General features: G+C 68.6%; 13 protein-coding genes. 7 read left to right on the top strand and 6 right to left on the bottom strand.

All coding sequences use genetic code 11. The features are described from left to right. Nucleotides 1-20: 20 nt before the first annotated feature. The 3 genes from gcvT (at nucleotide 21) to gcvP (ending at nucleotide 4,590) form a co-directional block, all read left to right on the top strand. Nucleotides 21-1,103 carry a glycine cleavage system aminomethyltransferase GcvT gene (gene gcvT, locus B7D75_RS27025; protein WP_107114590.1) on the top strand — a complete coding sequence of 361 codons (1,083 nt, stop codon included), beginning with the start codon at nucleotides 21-23 and terminating at the stop codon, nucleotides 1,101-1,103. A gap of 46 nt (nucleotides 1,104-1,149) precedes the next feature. Next, complete coding sequence (gene gcvH, locus B7D75_RS27020) at nucleotides 1,150-1,539, top strand: glycine cleavage system protein GcvH (protein WP_034079797.1); 390 nt, start codon at nucleotides 1,150-1,152, stop codon at nucleotides 1,537-1,539. A gap of 174 nt (nucleotides 1,540-1,713) precedes the next feature. After that, nucleotides 1,714-4,590 (top strand): aminomethyl-transferring glycine dehydrogenase, encoded by a 2,877-nt coding sequence (gcvP, locus tag B7D75_RS27015; RefSeq protein ID WP_107114589.1) that lies wholly within the window; start codon nucleotides 1,714-1,716, stop codon nucleotides 4,588-4,590. Nucleotides 4,591-4,622: 32 nt separating this feature from the next. Here gcvP and B7D75_RS27010 read toward each other — a convergent pair whose 3' ends face one another. From B7D75_RS27010 to B7D75_RS26995, 4 genes are all read right to left on the bottom strand, one after another. Continuing rightward, nucleotides 4,623-4,952, bottom strand: coding sequence for a DUF2388 domain-containing protein (locus B7D75_RS27010; RefSeq protein WP_107114588.1), 330 nt, complete (start codon nucleotides 4,950-4,952; stop codon nucleotides 4,623-4,625). Between the two features lie 109 nt (nucleotides 4,953-5,061). Then, nucleotides 5,062-5,532, bottom strand: a complete 471-nt coding sequence (locus B7D75_RS27005) for an NfeD family protein (RefSeq protein WP_033997569.1) — start codon at nucleotides 5,530-5,532, stop codon at nucleotides 5,062-5,064. 206 nt (nucleotides 5,533-5,738) lie between these two features. Beyond that, a complete protein-coding gene (locus B7D75_RS27000) occupies nucleotides 5,739-7,523 on the bottom strand; it encodes a GspE/PulE family protein (RefSeq protein WP_012077836.1) in 1,785 nt (594 codons plus the stop codon). Nucleotides 7,524-7,560: 37 nt separating this feature from the next. Then, nucleotides 7,561-8,925 carry a CYTH domain-containing protein gene (locus tag B7D75_RS26995; RefSeq protein ID WP_034079771.1) on the bottom strand — a complete coding sequence of 455 codons (1,365 nt, stop codon included), beginning with the start codon at nucleotides 8,923-8,925 and terminating at the stop codon, nucleotides 7,561-7,563. 113 nt (nucleotides 8,926-9,038) lie between these two features. Between B7D75_RS26995 and B7D75_RS26990 the strand changes: the two genes are divergently transcribed. From B7D75_RS26990 to argE, 3 genes are all read left to right on the top strand, one after another. Beyond that, complete coding sequence (locus B7D75_RS26990; protein WP_107114587.1) at nucleotides 9,039-9,716, top strand: TIGR00153 family protein; 678 nt, start codon at nucleotides 9,039-9,041, stop codon at nucleotides 9,714-9,716. 46 nt (nucleotides 9,717-9,762) lie between these two features. Next, entirely contained in the window at nucleotides 9,763-11,031 is a 1,269-nt protein-coding gene (locus B7D75_RS26985) for an inorganic phosphate transporter (protein ID WP_042911039.1), read from the top strand. 80 nt (nucleotides 11,032-11,111) lie between these two features. Then, nucleotides 11,112-12,263, top strand: a complete 1,152-nt coding sequence (gene argE, locus B7D75_RS26980; RefSeq protein WP_012077833.1) for an acetylornithine deacetylase — start codon at nucleotides 11,112-11,114, stop codon at nucleotides 12,261-12,263. Here argE and B7D75_RS26975 read toward each other — a convergent pair. Continuing rightward, entirely contained in the window at nucleotides 12,239-12,937 is a 699-nt protein-coding gene (locus B7D75_RS26975; protein ID WP_034079770.1) for a MarC family NAAT transporter, read from the bottom strand. The two genes, argE and B7D75_RS26975, sit on opposite strands and share 25 nt — an antisense overlap. A 336-nt stretch (nucleotides 12,938-13,273) precedes the next feature. Between B7D75_RS26975 and argA the strand changes: the two genes are divergently transcribed. After that, the gene (argA, locus tag B7D75_RS26970; protein ID WP_107114586.1) at nucleotides 13,274-14,572 is read left to right on the top strand and encodes an amino-acid N-acetyltransferase; all 1,299 of its coding nucleotides are present in this window, start codon (nucleotides 13,274-13,276) and stop codon (nucleotides 14,570-14,572) included. Nucleotides 14,573-14,611: 39 nt separating this feature from the next. On the opposite strand, the gene gshA is transcribed toward argA, so the two are convergent. Then, a complete protein-coding gene (gene gshA / locus B7D75_RS26965) occupies nucleotides 14,612-16,195 on the bottom strand; it encodes a glutamate--cysteine ligase (protein WP_012077830.1) in 1,584 nt (527 codons plus the stop codon). Nucleotides 16,196-16,322: the final 127 nt, after the last annotated feature.

The following is a 16,322-nucleotide window of genomic DNA, read 5'->3' as shown; positions in this document are numbered from 1 at the left end:
CGCCCGGAAGGAGAATACCCATGGGATTGCGCACCCCGCTTTACGAGCTGCACGTCGCGCTCGGCGCCAAGATGGTCGACTTCGGCGGTTGGGACATGCCGCTGCACTACGGTTCCCAGGTCGAGGAGCATCATCAGGTCCGACGTGACTGCGGCGTCTTCGACGTGTCCCACATGACCGTGGTGGACGTTGCCGGCGAGCAGGCCAGGGCCTATCTGCAGCACCTGCTGGCGAACGACGTGGCGCGCCTCGGCGAGACCGGCAAGGCGCTCTACAGCGCGATGCTCAACGAAGAGGGCGGGGTGGTCGACGACCTGATCGTCTACCTGACCGATAACGGCTACCGGGTGGTGGTCAACGCCTCGACACGCGACAAGGACATCGCCTGGATGCAGGCGCAGGCCGCCGGCTTCAGGGTCGACCTGAAGGAGCGCGGCGACCTGGCGATGCTCGCCATCCAGGGCCCCAACGCGCGCATGCACACGTCCGAACTGGTATCCCCGGCGCGCGCCGCGCTGATCCGTGATCTCAAGCCGTTCCAGGGTCGCGCCGAGGGAGACTGGTTCCTCGCCCGCACCGGCTACACCGGCGAGGATGGCCTGGAAATCATGCTGCCGGCCGCCGAGGCACCGGGCTTCCTCAACGAGCTGGTTGGCGCCGGGATCTCCCCGGCGGGCCTCGGCGCGCGCGACACGCTGCGCCTGGAGGCCGGACTCAACCTCTACGGCCAGGACATGGACGAAAGCGTTTCTCCGCTTGCCGCCAACATGGCCTGGACCGTAGCCTGGGAGCCGGCTGCGCGGGGCTTCGTCGGCCGCCGCGCGCTGGAAGCGCAGAAGGCCGCCGGCGACCAGCCGAAGCTGGTCGGCCTGATACTGGAGGAGCGTGGCGTGCTGCGCGCCCACCAGGTGGTGCGGGTGGCTGGCGTGGGTGAGGGGGAGATCACCAGCGGCAGCTTTTCGCCTACCCTGAACAAGTCCATCGCGCTGGCCCGCGTGCCGGCCGCCACCGGCGACCGCGCCGAGGTGGAAATCCGCGGCAAGTGGTATCCGGTACGGGTGGTCCAGCCCAGTTTCGTGCGTCACGGCAAGCCCCTGATCTAACCTGGCAATGGCGACCGCCGTCGCCTCCGACTTCGAGGAAAACAAGATGAGCAATATTCCCGCCGAACTGCGTTACGCCCAGAGCCACGAATGGGCCCGCCTGGAAGCCGACGGCAGCGTTACAGTGGGCATTTCCGACCATGCCCAGGAAGCCCTTGGCGATGTGGTCTTCATCGAGCTGCCGGAGCTGGGCAAGACCCTCGCCGCCGGCCAGGAAGCCGGCGTGGTCGAGTCGGTGAAGGCCGCCTCCGACATCTACTCGCCGATCGGCGGCGAAGTCATCGCTATCAACGAAGCCCTGGCCGACACCCCGGAAGACGTCAACAACGACCCGTACGCGTCCTGGTTCTTCAAGCTCAAGCCGAGCAATCCGGCCGAGCTGGACAAGCTGCTCGACGCCGCCGCCTACCAGGCCGCCGTCGACGCGGAAGGCTGAGCCGCCGCGTAGCCGCGACAAAACCCGCTATCCTTGGACAAGGCCTCGATGATTCGAGGCTTTGTTCTTTTCGAAACGGTGAAAACAGATTTTCGCCGTCGCTGTTTCCTCATTCGATATCCGTTCGGCGACGATCGCTGGCAGGGCGATGCCGCCCCCAACGAGAGCGAAGCCATGTCGCAGACGCCGTCCCTCGCCCAGCTCCAGCCCGCCGATGCCTTCCTGCGCCGCCATCTCGGCCCCGATCCGGCGGAGCAGCAGGCCATGCTGGATTTCCTCGGGGTTTCCACTCGCGCCGAGCTGATCGTGCAGACGGTGCCGCCGGCGATCCGCCTCAACCGCCCGCTGGAACTGCCCGCCGCGCTCGACGAACAGGCCGCCCTGGCGCGCCTGCGCAGCTATGCCGAACTCAACCAGCGCTGGACCAGCCTGATCGGCATGGGCTACCACGGCACCGTGACGCCGCCGGTGATCCTGCGCAATGTGCTGGAGAATCCCGGCTGGTACACCGCCTATACGCCCTACCAGCCGGAAATCGCCCAGGGCCGCCTGGAGGCGCTGCTGAACTTCCAGCAGTTGACCATCGACCTCACCGGCCTCGACCTGGCCAGCGCCTCGCTGCTCGACGAAGCCACCGCCGCCGCCGAGGCCATGGCCCTGGCCAGGCGGGTGGCGAAGGCCAGGAGCAACCGTTTCTTCGTCGACGCGCATTGCCATCCGCAGACTGTCTCGGTACTGCGCACCCGCGCCGAGGCGTTCGGCTTCGAGCTGGTCATCGACGAGCCGGACAACCTGGCCACCCATGCCGTGTTCGGCGCCCTGTTGCAGTACCCGGACAGCCGCGGCGAGATCCGCGACCTGCGCCCGCTGATCGACCTGCTGCACGGCCAGCAGGCGCTGGCCTGCGTCGCCAGCGACCTGCTCGCCCTGCTGCTGCTGACCCCGCCGGGCGAGCTCGGCGCCGACGTGGTGCTCGGCAGCGCCCAGCGCTTCGGCGTGCCGATGGGCTACGGCGGGCCCCACGCGGCATTCTTCGCCACCCGTGACGCGTACAAGCGGGCGATGCCGGGGCGGATCATCGGTGTCTCCCGCGACGCGCGCGGCAACCCGGCACTGCGCATGGCCCTGCAGACCCGCGAGCAGCACATCCGCCGGGAAAAGGCCAACTCGAACATCTGCACCGCCCAGGTGCTGCTGGCCAACATCGCCTCGCTCTACGCCGTCTACCATGGGCCGCAGGAGTTGAAACGCATCGCCCAGCGCGTCCAGCGCCTGGCCGCGCTGCTGGCGGCGGGACTGGAGAGCAAGGGGTTGCGGCGGCTCAACCGGTATTTCTTCGACACCCTGACCTACGAGGTCGGCGAGCGGCAGCCGGCGATCCTCGAACGGGCGCGGGCGGCGCGGGTCAACCTGCGCGTGGTCGACGACCGGCGGCTGGCGCTGAGCCTCGACGAAACCTGTGACGCGGCGACCCTGGCGAGCCTGTTCGAGATCTTCCTCGGCGCCGGACACGGACTGGAGGTGGAGCGCCTGGATGCCGGCGTGGTGGCCGACGGCATACCCGCCGTGCTGCAACGCACTTCGGCCTACCTGCAGCATCCGGTGTTCAATGCCCATCACAGCGAGACCGAGATGCTCCGCTATCTGCGCCAGCTGGAAGGCAAGGACCTGGCGCTGAACCAGGCGATGATCCCGCTCGGCTCCTGCACCATGAAGCTCAACGCCAGCAGCGAGATGATCCCCATCACCTGGCTGGAATTCGCCGAACTGCATCCGTTCGTGCCGCGCGAGCAGGCCGAGGGCTATCGCCGGATGATCGACGAACTGGAAGCCTGGCTGCGGGCGATCACCGGCTTCGACGCGATCTGCATGCAGCCGAACTCGGGAGCCCAGGGCGAATATGCCGGGCTCCTGGCGATCCGCCGCTACCACCAGAGCCGTGGCGACAGCCAGCGCGACATCTGCCTGATCCCCGCCTCGGCGCATGGCACCAACCCGGCCTCGGCGATCATGGCCGGCATGCGGGTGGAGATCGTCGAGTGCGACGTGCGTGGCAACGTCGATCTCGACGACCTGCGCCTCAAGGCGGCCGAGGCGGGCGAGCGGCTGTCCTGCCTGATGATCACCTACCCCTCGACCCATGGCGTCTACGAGGAAGGCATCGGCGAGATCTGCGAAGTGGTCCACCGCCACGGCGGCCAGGTCTACATGGACGGCGCCAACCTCAATGCCCAGGTCGGCCTGGCGCGGCCGGCGGATATCGGCGCCGACGTCTCGCACATGAACCTGCACAAGACCTTCTGCATTCCCCACGGCGGCGGTGGGCCGGGCATGGGGCCGATCGGGGTGAAGCGGCACCTGGCGCCGTTCGTCGCCAATCACCCGGTGATCCGCGTCGAAGGGCCGGATCCGCTGAACGATGCGGTCAGCGCGGCGCCCTGGGGCAGCGCCAGCATCCTGCCGATCAGCTGGATGTACATCGCCATGATGGGCCCGCAGCTGGCCGACGCCAGCGAGGTGGCGATCCTCTCCGCCAACTACCTGGCGAACCGCCTGGACGGCGCCTTCCCCGTGCTCTATCGCGGGCGCAACGAGCGCGTCGCCCACGAATGCATCCTCGACCTGCGGCCACTCAAGGCGCAGACCGGGATCACCGAGGAGGATGTGGCCAAGCGCCTGATGGACTACGGCTTCCACGCCCCGACCATGTCCTTCCCGGTGCCGGGCACGCTGATGGTGGAGCCGACCGAGAGCGAGTCGAAGGCGGAGCTGGATCGTTTCGTCGAGGCGATGCTGAGCATCAGGGCCGAGATCGGCAAGGTGGAGAGCGGCGACTGGCCAGCGGAGGACAACCCGCTGAAGCGGGCGCCGCATACCCTGGCCGACGTCACCGGGGTCTGGCAGCGGCCCTACGAGATCGCCGAGGCGGTGACCCCGAGCGCGCATACGCGGGCGTTCAAGTACTGGCCGGCGGTGAACCGGGTGGACAATGTCTACGGCGATCGCAACCTGTTCTGCGCCTGCGCGCCGCTGGAGGACTACCGCGAGTGACCTCGCCTCCGGGCGGAGGCGAGGCGGGGCGCTTACTGCTGGATGGCGGACTGCTCGCCGCCGGCGAGGATCGCGCTGGCCAGTTCCATGTCGCTGGCCTGCAGCTCCGGGTTGTCGCTGCGCAGCTTCTGCAGCGCGGCTTCCAGGTATGGACCGCGGATCGCGCCGTCGCTGGCGAGGTAGCTGCCGGCATCGTCCTGCGCGGCGACGATCAGCTTGTGATCGTGGCGGAAGGTCAGGTAGGTAGAGGCCGTGGTGGCGCCCGAGGAAATGATGTTGCGCCAGAAGGTATCGGCCGAGGCCGAGCCCAGCGGCAGGGCGGCGATGGCCAGGGTGGCGGCGGCGAGTTTGAGCGAACGCATGGGGGAACTCCTGATAGGGGGCTGCGTGCTACATCAGATCGTGTTTCCCGGCCCCGAGTTCCGCCGCGGGTGTCCGTTCGGTCTGTTTTTCCTTGCCGCGCAGCCCCCGTCAGCCGGGAGCTGCAGCGTTTCCGGGGACGGCCGGTTCGACGCGCAGCAGGGCGCCGTCCTGGCCGGTCACGCGGACCAGGGCGCCGCGCGGCAGGTCGGGACCGCTGACCAGCCAGAGCGCGCCCTCGACACGCAGTTCGCCGAGCCCGCCGACGATGGCCCGGTGCAGCGGGAAGCTGCGGCCGAGCAGGTCGTCGCCGCGCCGGTGCAACCCGGGGGTTGCCCGGCACCCGCCGGCCATGCGCCGGCGCCGCCACTGCTCGCCGGCGGTCAGGGCGGAGAGCCCGGCGAACAGCAGAACCTGCCAGGGCCAGGCCAGGCCCGGCAGGAAGGCGCCGAGCGCGCCGACGCAGGCCGCGGTCAGGCCGGTCCGCAGCAGGTAGCCGCCGGCGCCGAAGATTTCCAGGAGCAGGAGCACCGTGCCGAGCGCCAGCCAGTCCCAGAAGTCCAGTTGCAGCAGGGGTTCCATCGGCCGGCCCTCAGCTGCGCGGCGGCGCGACGCCGCCGGGCGGGGCGCTTGCGCCGTGGGGCATGGGCCGGGCGGCCGGGTGCCGAAGCGTCGTCGCGGGGACGACGAGGGAAGCGATCGCCATCGTCTACATCCTTGTCAGTGGGCCGCGTCGGCCCGTCCGGCTCTGTGCCGTGCAACCGTCGGATCTCCGCCGACGGGACTCGCTACTTCTGCTCGCTGTGCGGGGTCACGCGCAGCACTTCCTCCAGCGTGCTGAGTCCGGCGGCGACCTTCTGCGCGCCGGACAGGCGCAGGCTGCGGGTGCCTTCCTTGTAGGCCTGGCGGCGCAGGGCGACCAGGTCGGTGTCGGCGGTGATCAGCTCCTTCAGGCTATCGCTGAGCAGCATGATTTCATACACGCCGGCGCGTCCGCGGTAGCCGGTATCGCGGCATTCCAGGCAGCCCACCGCCTGGTGCGCGCCGCTGGGCGGCGGGGCGCTCCAGGGGCGGGTCAGCTCGTGCCAGTCGCTGTCGGCCAGTTGCATCGGTGCCTTGCAATGCGGGCAGAGCGTGCGCACCAGGCGCTGGGCCATGACCCCGAGCACGGTGGCGCGGATCAGGTAGTAGGGCACGCCCAGTTCGAGCAGGCGGGTGATGGCGGTGGGCGAGTCGTTGGTGTGCAGGGTGGAAAGCACCAGGTGTCCGGTGAGCGCGGCCTGGATCGCCATCTCGGCGGTCTCCAGGTCGCGGATCTCGCCGACCATGATGATGTCCGGGTCCTGCCGCAGCAGGGCGCGCACGCCGCTGGCGAAGGTCAGGTCGATGTTGTGCTGCACCTGCATCTGGTTGAAGGACGGCTCGATCATCTCGATCGGGTCCTCGATGGTGCAGACGTTCACCTCGTCGGTGGCCAGCTGCTTGAGCGTGGTGTACAGCGTGGTGGTCTTGCCCGAGCCGGTGGGGCCGGTGACCAGGATGATGCCGTTGGGCTGGCGCGTCATGCTCTGCCAGCGGCGCAGGTCGTCGGCGGAGAAACCGAGCTGGTCGAAGCTCTTGAGCAGCACTTCGGGATCGAAGATGCGCATCACCATCTTCTCGCCGAAGGCGGTGGGCAGGGTCGACAGGCGCAGTTCGACTTCCGCGCCGTCCGGGGTCTTGGTCTTGACCCGGCCGTCCTGCGGCTTGCGCTTCTCCGCCACGTTCATCCGGCCCAGCGACTTCAGGCGGCTGACCACCGCCATGGTCACCTGCGGCGGGAACTGGTAGACGTTGTGCAGCACGCCGTCGATGCGGAAGCGCACGGTGCCCTGCTCGCGGCGCGGCTCGATGTGGATATCGCTGGCGCGCTGCTGGAAGGCGTACTGGAACAGCCAGTCGACGATGGTGACGATGTGCGCGTCGTTGGCGTCCGGCTCCTGGTCGGCGGCACCCAGGTTGAGCAACTGCTCGAAGTTGCCGACGCCGCTGATCTTCTGGTCCGGCGAGGTGGCGCCGCTGACCGAGCGGGCCAGGCGGAAGAACTCGACGGTATAGCGCTGGATGTCCGCCGGATTGGCCACCACCCGCTTGATCGGCCGCTTGAGCACGTGCACCAGGTTGCTTTCCCAGCCCTGTACGAAGGGCTGGGCGCTGGCGACGGTGACTTCCTCCGGGCTCACCGCGACGGCGAGGATGCCATGGCGCTGGGCGAAGGCGTAGGACATCAGCGGGGTCACCGCGGCGACGTCGATCTTCAGCGGGTCGATGCGCAGGTAGGGCTGGCCGGCGTATTCGGCCAGCCACTGGGTCAGGGTCTCCAGGTCGAGCTTGCGTCCGGGCCGCTTGAGATCCTCGACCTGCTGCGCGGCGAGGAACTCCAGCGGATGCTGCTGGTTGCGCACCGCGCTGCGGCGGATCGCCAGGCACTGTTCGGCCTGGTCCTGCCCGACCCGGCCCTGGGCGACCAGCTCGCGGAGCAGGTCGCCGAGGTCCAGCACTCGGTCCTGGGCAGCGGTGGCGAACACGGACATGCGGACTCCCTTGGGATGATGGCGGTAGCGGCGAAGCTTATTTCATCAGCGCCTTCCAGGGTTTGAGCGTGAGCACAGTATGGGCCTGCGCGGCGCGGGCGGCCAGGCGCTCGGCGTCGGCGGGCTGTCGCAGCAGGTCGAGTAGCTTGGCCAGTTCGCCGTACAGGCGGTCGGCTTCCGGCAGGGCGAGCACGCCGCGCGCCAGGCGCAGCCAGGCAAGCATGCGTTGCAGGCGCGGCGCCTGGTCGGCGAGCAGCTCGGGGTGCTGGTGGGCGCGTGCCAGCGGCGTGGCCTGGGCCTCCTCGGCGAGGCTGCGCAGCAGCCATTTGCCCAGCGCGGCGGCGCCCTGGCGGTTGCCGCGTTCGTTGCGCGACTCGGTCCAGGCCTTGGCCAGCAACCAGCGCGAGGCATTCAGGGAGAACAGGCCCCAGCGGGTCTCGTCGAGTTCGGCGCGGAACAGTTGCGGCGCTTGCTGGCGCAGCGTCTCGTCGTCGCGGCCGCGCTCGATGCGCGGCGCCCAGTCGGCGAGGAGGGCGTCCAGCGCTTCGCGCAGTTCGCGACTGCTGGCGCGCGGCACCGCCTGGCCGAGGCTGCCGAGCAGGGTGCGCAGGTCCTGCAGTTGCTGCAGCCAGTCTTCGAGCAGGCGCCAGTGGCCGTTGAAGCGATACTGCTCGGCGAGGCGCTGGCTGCTGCCGAGCAGGTACCAGGCGATGGCGGCGAAGGCGCCGTCCACCGGAGTCTCCGCCAGCAGCTTCTGCGCCGGCGGGTCGACCTCGTAGCTGTTCGGGTCGAACAGGCGGTAGCCGCGCTCGGCCTTGCTGATGTCGCAGGGCATCAGCGGCAGGTCGGCGGCCAGTTCGGCGGCCAGCTCCAGCAGCGCGGCGGCTTCGCCCTGGCGCAGCTCCAGCTCCAGTTCGCAGATTTCCTCTTCGTCCTTGCCGGCGACCACCTTGCCCAGGTCCAGGGCCGCCTCCACAACCACCCGGGCCTTGCCGCGGCCCCAGGCGATCTCGGCGCGCTGGCGCACGAAGTCGGTGCTGAAGATCGGCTTGAGCTGCTTCTTGTCGAGGTCCTTGAGGGCCGCCGGCCAGCACTTGTCGTCGAGTTTCTTCAGGTCGAGCCTGTCCTTCTCCAGGTACCAGTCCCACTCGTTGCGCTCGGACAGCCCGGCCACGCTCTGCCCGCGGCTCTTCAGGGTCTGGATGTACTGCTCGCCGTCGCGGCGCATGCGCAGGGCGACCTTGGCCCGGGCCAGCTCGCGGCCGGGGGTATCGTAGTACTGGTTGTACAGCTCGCGGCGCTCCCAGCCCGACTTGTTGCGTTTCTTCAGCAACGGGTGCTCCTGCAGGGCTTGGAGGGTGGCGCGGCTGACGCGGAGTTTGATTTCGGTTTCTTTCTGCATGGGAGTTATCCGGCTCGGGACGCCAGGCGTCCGCGGGTGAACGTGTTCCAGATCAAGTGCGCGTGGAGTGGGTCGCCTATACTTTCCGACATTTCCACCGGGGGAGGCGCTGCATGCCGACCAATCCGTTCATCAGTCTGTTCGGTCGCTCGCCGATCGGGCCGATGCAGCAGCACATCGCCAAGGCCCATGAATGCGCGGCTGGCCTGTTGCCGTTCTTTCGCGCGGTGATCGCCGAGGACTGGGCGCAGGTCGAACAGGTTCAGCAGGACATGGTGCGACTGGAGCAGGAAGCCGATCGGCTGAAGAAGAACGTCCGGATGCACCTGCCCAAGAGCCTGTTCCTTCCGGTGCCGCGCTCCGATCTGTTGGAACTGCTCAGTGTACAGGACAAAGTCGCCAACCGCGCCAAGGACATCGCCGGGCTGATGCTCGGCCGGCGCATGCGCATCCCGCCGCCGCTGCAGGGACAGATGCTCGCCTACGTGCAACGTTCGGTGGACGCCAGCGCCCAGGCGCTGCGGGTGGTCAACGAGCTCAACGAACTGCTCGAGACCGGTTTCGGCGGTCGCGAGACCAGCCTGGTGGAGAGCATGGTGGAGGAACTCGAAGCCATCGAGAATGACACCGACCGCATCCAGGTGGAGGTGCGCCGCGAACTCTTCCGCCTGGAGGGCGATCTGCCGCCGGTGGACGTGATGTTCCTCTACCAGGTCATCGAATGGATCGGCGACGTCGCCGACCGCGCCCAGCGGGTCGGCAACCGCCTGGAGCAATTGCTGGCGCGTTGAGCGCCGGTCTTCCTTACGCCTTCTGCCCGCACACGGATTCCCGCCCATGTCCCTGATCGCCGACCACGGCTTCGTCTTCCTGGTACTGGCCTGTCTGTTCGGTTTCTTCATGGCCTGGGGCGTCGGCGCCAACGACGTCGCCAACGCCATGGGCACCTCGGTGGGCTCGCGGGCGCTGAGCATCCGCCAGGCGATCCTGGTGGCGATGGTCTTCGAGTTCTGCGGCGCCTACTTCGCCGGCGGCGAGGTGACCGAGACGATCAAGAGCGGTATCGTCGACCCGCAGTACATGACCCCCGACCTGCTGATCTTCGGCATGCTCTCGGCGCTGCTGGCCGCCGGGGTCTGGCTGATGCTGGCGACCATCAAGGGCTGGCCGGTGTCGACCACTCACTCGATCGTCGGCGCGATCATCGGTTTCGCCTCGGTCGGCGTCTCGGTGCAGGCGGTGCACTGGGAGGCGATCGGGCCGATCGTCGCCAGCTGGGTGGTGACCCCGGTGCTCTCCGGGCTGCTCGCCTTCGCCCTGTTCCGCAGCGTGCAGTGGCTGGTGCTGCACGCCGAGGATCCGTTCCGCAGCGCGCGGCGCTACGTGCCGCTGTACATGTTTCTGGCCGGTTTCATGGTCGCCCTGATGACCGTCGGCAAGGGCCTGAAGCATGTCGGCCTGGACCTGTCCGGCGCACAGACGCTGGGCCTGGCGCTGCTGGTCGGCGGCCTGGTGACGGGCCTGGGCATCGTCCTGCTGCGGCGTATCCGGCCCGTCGACGGTGGCGATTCGCGCGGCGGCTTCGCCAGTGTCGAGCGAGTGTTCGCCGTGCTGATGATCTTCACCGCCTGCTCCATGGCCTTCGCCCATGGCGCCAACGACGTGGCCAACGCCATCGGCCCGGTGGCTGCGATCGTCGCGGTGGTCCAGGCCGGCGGCGACCTGGAGCTGGTGGCACGCTCGCCGGTGCCGCCCTGGGTGCTGCTGCTCGGCGCGGTGGGCATCGTCATCGGTCTGGCCACCTACGGTTACCGGGTGATCGCCACCATCGGCCGGGAAATCACCGAGCTGACGCCCAGCCGCGGCTTCGCCGCCGAACTGGCGACCGCTTCCACCGTGGTCGGCGCCTCGGCCATCGGCCTGCCGGTATCCACCACCCACACCCTGGTCGGCGCGGTGCTCGGCATCGGCATGGCGCGCGGTATCGGCGCCCTCAACCTGCGGGTGATCGGCTCGATCTTCCTGTCCTGGGTGGTGACCCTGCCGGCCGGCGCGCTGCTGGCGATCCTGTTCTTCCTGGTCCTGCGCGCGCTGTTCGGCGCCTGAGCGGCGGCAGGCCGGGGCGGGCAGGTTTTATCCGCCGCCGCGATAGGCCATGATGGGGCTCGACCCGTGTGGAGAGTCCCATGCCGTTGCCGTCCCTGAAAGACCAGTTCGGCGCGCTGATCGCCGCGTCTTCCGTCAGTTGCACCCAGCCTGACCTGGACCAGACCAACCGTCCGGTGGTCGACCTGCTGGCCTCCTGGCTGGGCGACCTGGGCTTGCGCTGCGAGCTGCTCGAGGTCGCGCCGGGCAAGTTCAACCTGCTGGCCAGCTACGGCAGCGGCCCAGGCGGCCTGGTCCTGGCCGGGCATACCGACACCGTGCCCTACGACGAAGCGCTGTGGAGCAGCGATCCGCTGCGCCTGGACGAGCGCGACGGCCGCTGGTACGGCCTCGGCAGTTGCGACATGAAGGGCTTCTTCCCGCTGGCCATCGAGGCCCTGCTGCCGTTGCTCGACCAGCCGTTCCGCCAGCCGCTGATGATCCTCGCCACCTGCGACGAGGAAAGCTCGATGGCCGGCGCCCGCGCCCTCGCCGAAAGCGGGCGGTCGCTGGGGCGGGCGACGGTGATCGGCGAACCGACCAGCCTGCGGCCGATCCGCCTGCACAAGGGGGTGATGATGGAGCGCATCGATATCCTCGGGCAGAGCGGCCATTCTTCCGACCCGAACCTCGGGCGCAGCGCCCTGGAGGCCATGCACGCGGCGATCGGCGAGCTGATGACCTTGCGTGGCGAGTGGCAGCGGGCCTGGAACAACCCGCAGTTCAGCGTGCCACAGCCGACCCTGAACCTCGGCTGCATCCACGGCGGCGACAACCCCAACCGCATCTGCGGCCAGTGTTCGCTGGAGTTCGACCTGCGGCCGCTACCGGGCATGCAGCCCGAGCAGCTGCGCGAAGCGATCCGCCAGCGCCTGCGGCCGCTGGCCGAGCGGCACCGGGTGACGATCGACTACCAGCCGCTGTTCCCGGCCGTGCCGCCGTTCGAGCAGGACCGGGACAGCGAGCTGGTGCGCGTCGCCGAGCGCCTGACCGGGCACCGCGCCGAGGCCGTGGCGTTCGGTACCGAGGCGCCGTATTTCCAGAGCCTGGGCAGCGAGACCCTGGTCCTCGGCGCCGGCGACATCGCCTGTGCCCACCAGCCCGACGAGCATCTGGAACTGGCGCGCATCGAGCCGATGGTCGGCGTGCTGCGCCAGCTCATCCGCCACTATTGCCTGACCCCCGCCGCCTGAAGCGCGGCATGGCCGGCGACCAGCTCGAAGCCGCCGTTGATGACGAACTGCACGCCCATCGCCACCAGCAGGAAGCCGACCACCCGCGAGATGGCGTCGATCCCGGATTCGCCGAGGAATCTCATGATCCGTCCGGAGCTCTGCAGGGCGATCCAGAAGACCAGCGCGGTAAGCAGGGTCACGGTGATCGCCGCCAGGTGGATGGGCAGCGGAATGCTGCCGTAGGTGGATTGCAGGGTCGACGCCGAGCTGACCACCAGGGCGATGGTTCCCGGCCCCGCGGTGCCGGGCAGGGCCAGCGGGACGAAGGAGAGGTCGCGGAAGTGCGGGGTGATCTTCTCCTCGTCCGACAGCAGGTCGTGCTGGACCTCGGTCTCGTCCGGCGTGGTGGCGGGGAACAGCATGGTGAAGCCGATGTAGGCGACGATCAGCCCGCCGGCGATGCGCAGGCCGGGAATGGAGATGCCGAATACCTGCATCACCAGGCTGCCACCGTAGAAGCTGACGAGCATGATCAGGGCCACGTAGAGGCTGGCCTTGAGAATCTGCCGGTTGCGCTCGGCCGGTGGCAGGCCGCCGCCGAGACCGAGCAGCAGCGAGACGCTGGTCAGCGGGTTGGCCACCGGCAGCACGGCGAGCAGGCCGACCAGGACGTGATGGAAGTATTCGCTCATGGATTTTCCTCGTTCGCGTGGGGCGCGCCGCATGGCACGGCGAACGAGGCAGCCTAGCGAAAAAGCCCGGCACGGGATAACCAGGGGTTTTCGGATAGTTTTTTTCAGAAATAGTGGTAAAACGGTCCGTTGCGGATGCGCGGCCCTTACCATGGTCGTATCCCGCCGCTCCGGAGCCGCCCAGGGTTTAAACTCGTGCGCGATCCATCCGTCTCGTTAACCAGGAAGTGAGGAGAAGCCTGTCGATGTTGCTGCGACGACGATAACGGCGCCCTTCGGGCCGTCCCGGCCGCTCACGCTTTGCTCTCGCTCACGAAACGACAGGCTCCTCCCACCATGCCCGACTACGTCAACTGGTTACGTCACGCTTCGCCCTACATCAACTCGCACCGGGACCGGACCTTCGTGGTCATGCTCCCCGGCGAAGGGGTGGAGCATCCCAATTTCGGCAATATCCTCCACGACCTGGTCCTGCTGCACAGCCTCGGCGCGCGCCTGGTGCTGGTGCACGGCTCGCGCCCGCAGATCGAGTCGCGCCTGGCCGCGCGCGGCCTGGCCCCGCGCTACCACCGCGACCTGCGGGTGACCGATGCGCCGACCCTGGAGTGCGTGATCGACGCGGTCGGCAGCCTGCGCATCGCCATCGAGGCGCGCCTGTCGATGGATATGGCCGCCTCGCCGATGCAGGGCGCGCGCCTGCGGGTCGCCGGCGGCAACCTGGTCACCGCGCGGCCGATCGGCGTGGTCGAAGGGGTCGACTATCACCACACCGGCGAGGTGCGGCGGATCGACCGCAAGGGCATCGGTCGCCTGCTCGACGAGCGCAGCATCGTCCTGCTCTCGCCGCTGGGCTACTCGCCGACCGGGGAAATCTTCAACCTGGCCTGCGAGGACGTGGCCATGCGCGCGGCCATCGACCTGGAGGCGGAAAAGCTGATTCTCTACGGCGCCGAGCAGGGCCTGCTGGACGCCTCCGGCAAGCTGGTCCGCGAATTGCGCCCGCAACAGGTGCCGGCGCACCTGCAGCGGCTCGGCAACAGCTACCAGGCCGAACTGCTGGACGCCGCGGCCCAGGCCTGCCGGGCCGGGGTCAAGCGCAGCCATATCGTCAGCTATACCGAGGACGGCGCGCTGCTCAGCGAGCTGTTCACCCGCACCGGCAACGGCACCCTGGTCGCCCAGGAGCAGTTCGAGCAGTTGCGCGAGGCGGGCATCGAGGACGTCGGCGGGCTGATCGAGCTGATCCGCCCGCTGGAAGAGCAGGGCATCCTGGTGCGCCGATCCCGCGAGGTGCTGGAACGCGAGATCGAACAGTTCAGCATCGTCGAGCGCGAAGGGCTGATCATCGCCTGTGCCGCGCTCTACCCGATCGCCGATTCGGAGGCGGGCGAGCTGGCCTGCCTGGCGGTGAACCCGGAGTACCGCCACGGCGGGCGTGGCGACGAACTGCTGGAGCGGATCGAGGAGCGCGCCCGCGGCCTCGGCCTGAAGACCCTGTTCGTGCTCACCACGCGGACCGCGCACTGGTTCCGCGAGCGCGGCTTCCAGCCCAGCAGCGTCGAACGGCTACCGGCGGCGCGCGCCTCGCTGTACAACTTCCAGCGCAATTCGCAGGTGTTCGAGAAGAGCCTGTGATCCGCCGGCGCGTCCCTGGCAGGGGACGCGCCGGCTCGCTCAGTTGCTGATCAGGCCGAGGATGCTCGCCTGGTAGGCGGCGACGAAGGTATCGAAATCGCCATCCTGGTCGCGTTCCAGCTCCGCCTGTTCGGCCAGGGAGGCGCTGGCCATCTGCTCGAAGCGTGCCTGCTCGTCGGCGGCCAGCGGATGCTGGCGGAAATACTCCGCATGTTCGCGGCTCTGGCGCAGGGAGAACGCCTCGAAGCTCTCGCCGCGTTCGCGCATGACCTTCAGCACCTGCGCCGAGGGCGTCAGCTCCGGATCGGCGACCTTCGCCCGCTGCGCCGCCAGCGCCGCCGCGTGCGCCTCGCCGCCACGGGCGCGGTCGAGCAGCGCGGCGGTGTCGGCGATCCGCTCGAGCAGTTCGCTAGCCCAATCCTTCAGCTCCACCGGCTGGCCGCGGCGGCGCAATTGCAGGCCCGGCCGCCGGCCTTCCTTGACCACGGCCAGGAAGTTGTCGGTGGCATCGCTGCATTCGCCGTTCAGCAGCGGGCTGTCGCTGAATGCGCAGAACAGCAGGAAGGCGTCCAGGAAGCGCGCCTCGTCGAGGTCGATGCCCAGCGGCAGGAACGGATTGATGTCCAGGCAGCGCACTTCCACGTACTGCACGCCGCGTGCGGCCAAGGCCTGCACCGGACGCTCGCCGGTGTAGGTGACGCGCTTGGGACGGATGCTCGAGTAGTACTCGTTCTCGATCTGCAGGACATTGGTGTTCAGTTGCACCCATTCGCCGTCCTGCTTGGTGCCGATCTTCTCGTAGGCCGGGTAGGGCGTGCTGACCGCCTTGCGCAGGCTGTCGATGTAGCTCTGCAGGTCGTTGTAGCAGGGCGTCAGGCCGGCCTGGGCGTTGTTCTGGTAGCCCAGGTCGCTCATCCGCAGGCTGGTGGCGTAGGGCAAGTAGAGGGTGTGCTCGTCGAAGCGCTCCAGCTGGCTCGGGCGGCCGCGCAGGAAGCCGGCATCGAGCGCCGGCGAGGCGCCGAACAGGTACATCAGCAGCCAGCTGTAGCGACGGAAGTTGCGGATCAGGGCGATGTAGGCGGCGGACTGGTAGTCGCGCTCCGCCAGCTCGCTGCCCTCGGCCTGGCGCAGCAGTGGCCAGAGCTTCTCCGGCAGGGAGAAGTTGTAGTGGATGCCGGCGATGCACTGCATGGTCTTGCCGTAGCGCAGCGCCAGGCCCTTGCGGTAGACGTACTTCAGGCGGCCGATCATCGAGTTGCCGTAGCGGGCGATCGGGATGCTCTCCTCGTCCGGCAGCTCGCAGGGCATCGACGGGCTCCACAGGTATTCGCCGTCCAGCTGCGAACTGGCGAAGCGATGGATGCGCTCGAGGTCGCCCAGGGTGTCGGCGACGTCGGTTTCCGTGGGCGTGATGAATTCCAGCAGCGCCTCGGAATAGTCGGTGGTGATCTGCGGATGGGTCAGGGTCGAGCCCAGGGCGCGGGGATGGGGGGTGAGCGCCAGCTTGCCGTCGCTGTCGACGCGCAGGCATTCGCGCTCGATGCCGTGCAGGCACTCGGTCAGCAGGGGCAGGTTGGCTGCGGCGCCGAGCAGAGCCAGGCGGCGGGAAAGAAGATCGCTCAAGTCGGGATTCCTTGTGATCGCGTCCCAGGTCGGTCGCCCCAATATGAGGGTGGACCGAGCGGTCTACAAGAGGGAGGACGTAAATGCGTTTTCGCTTCGTCCGCGGCCGACCGTCGTGCTCTCCGCG

The organism is Pseudomonas paraeruginosa (assembly GCF_003025345.2).
GTDB classification, from domain to species: Bacteria; Pseudomonadota; Gammaproteobacteria; order Pseudomonadales; family Pseudomonadaceae; genus Pseudomonas; species Pseudomonas paraeruginosa.
This window is presented reverse-complemented; position numbering and strand designations above follow the sequence as displayed.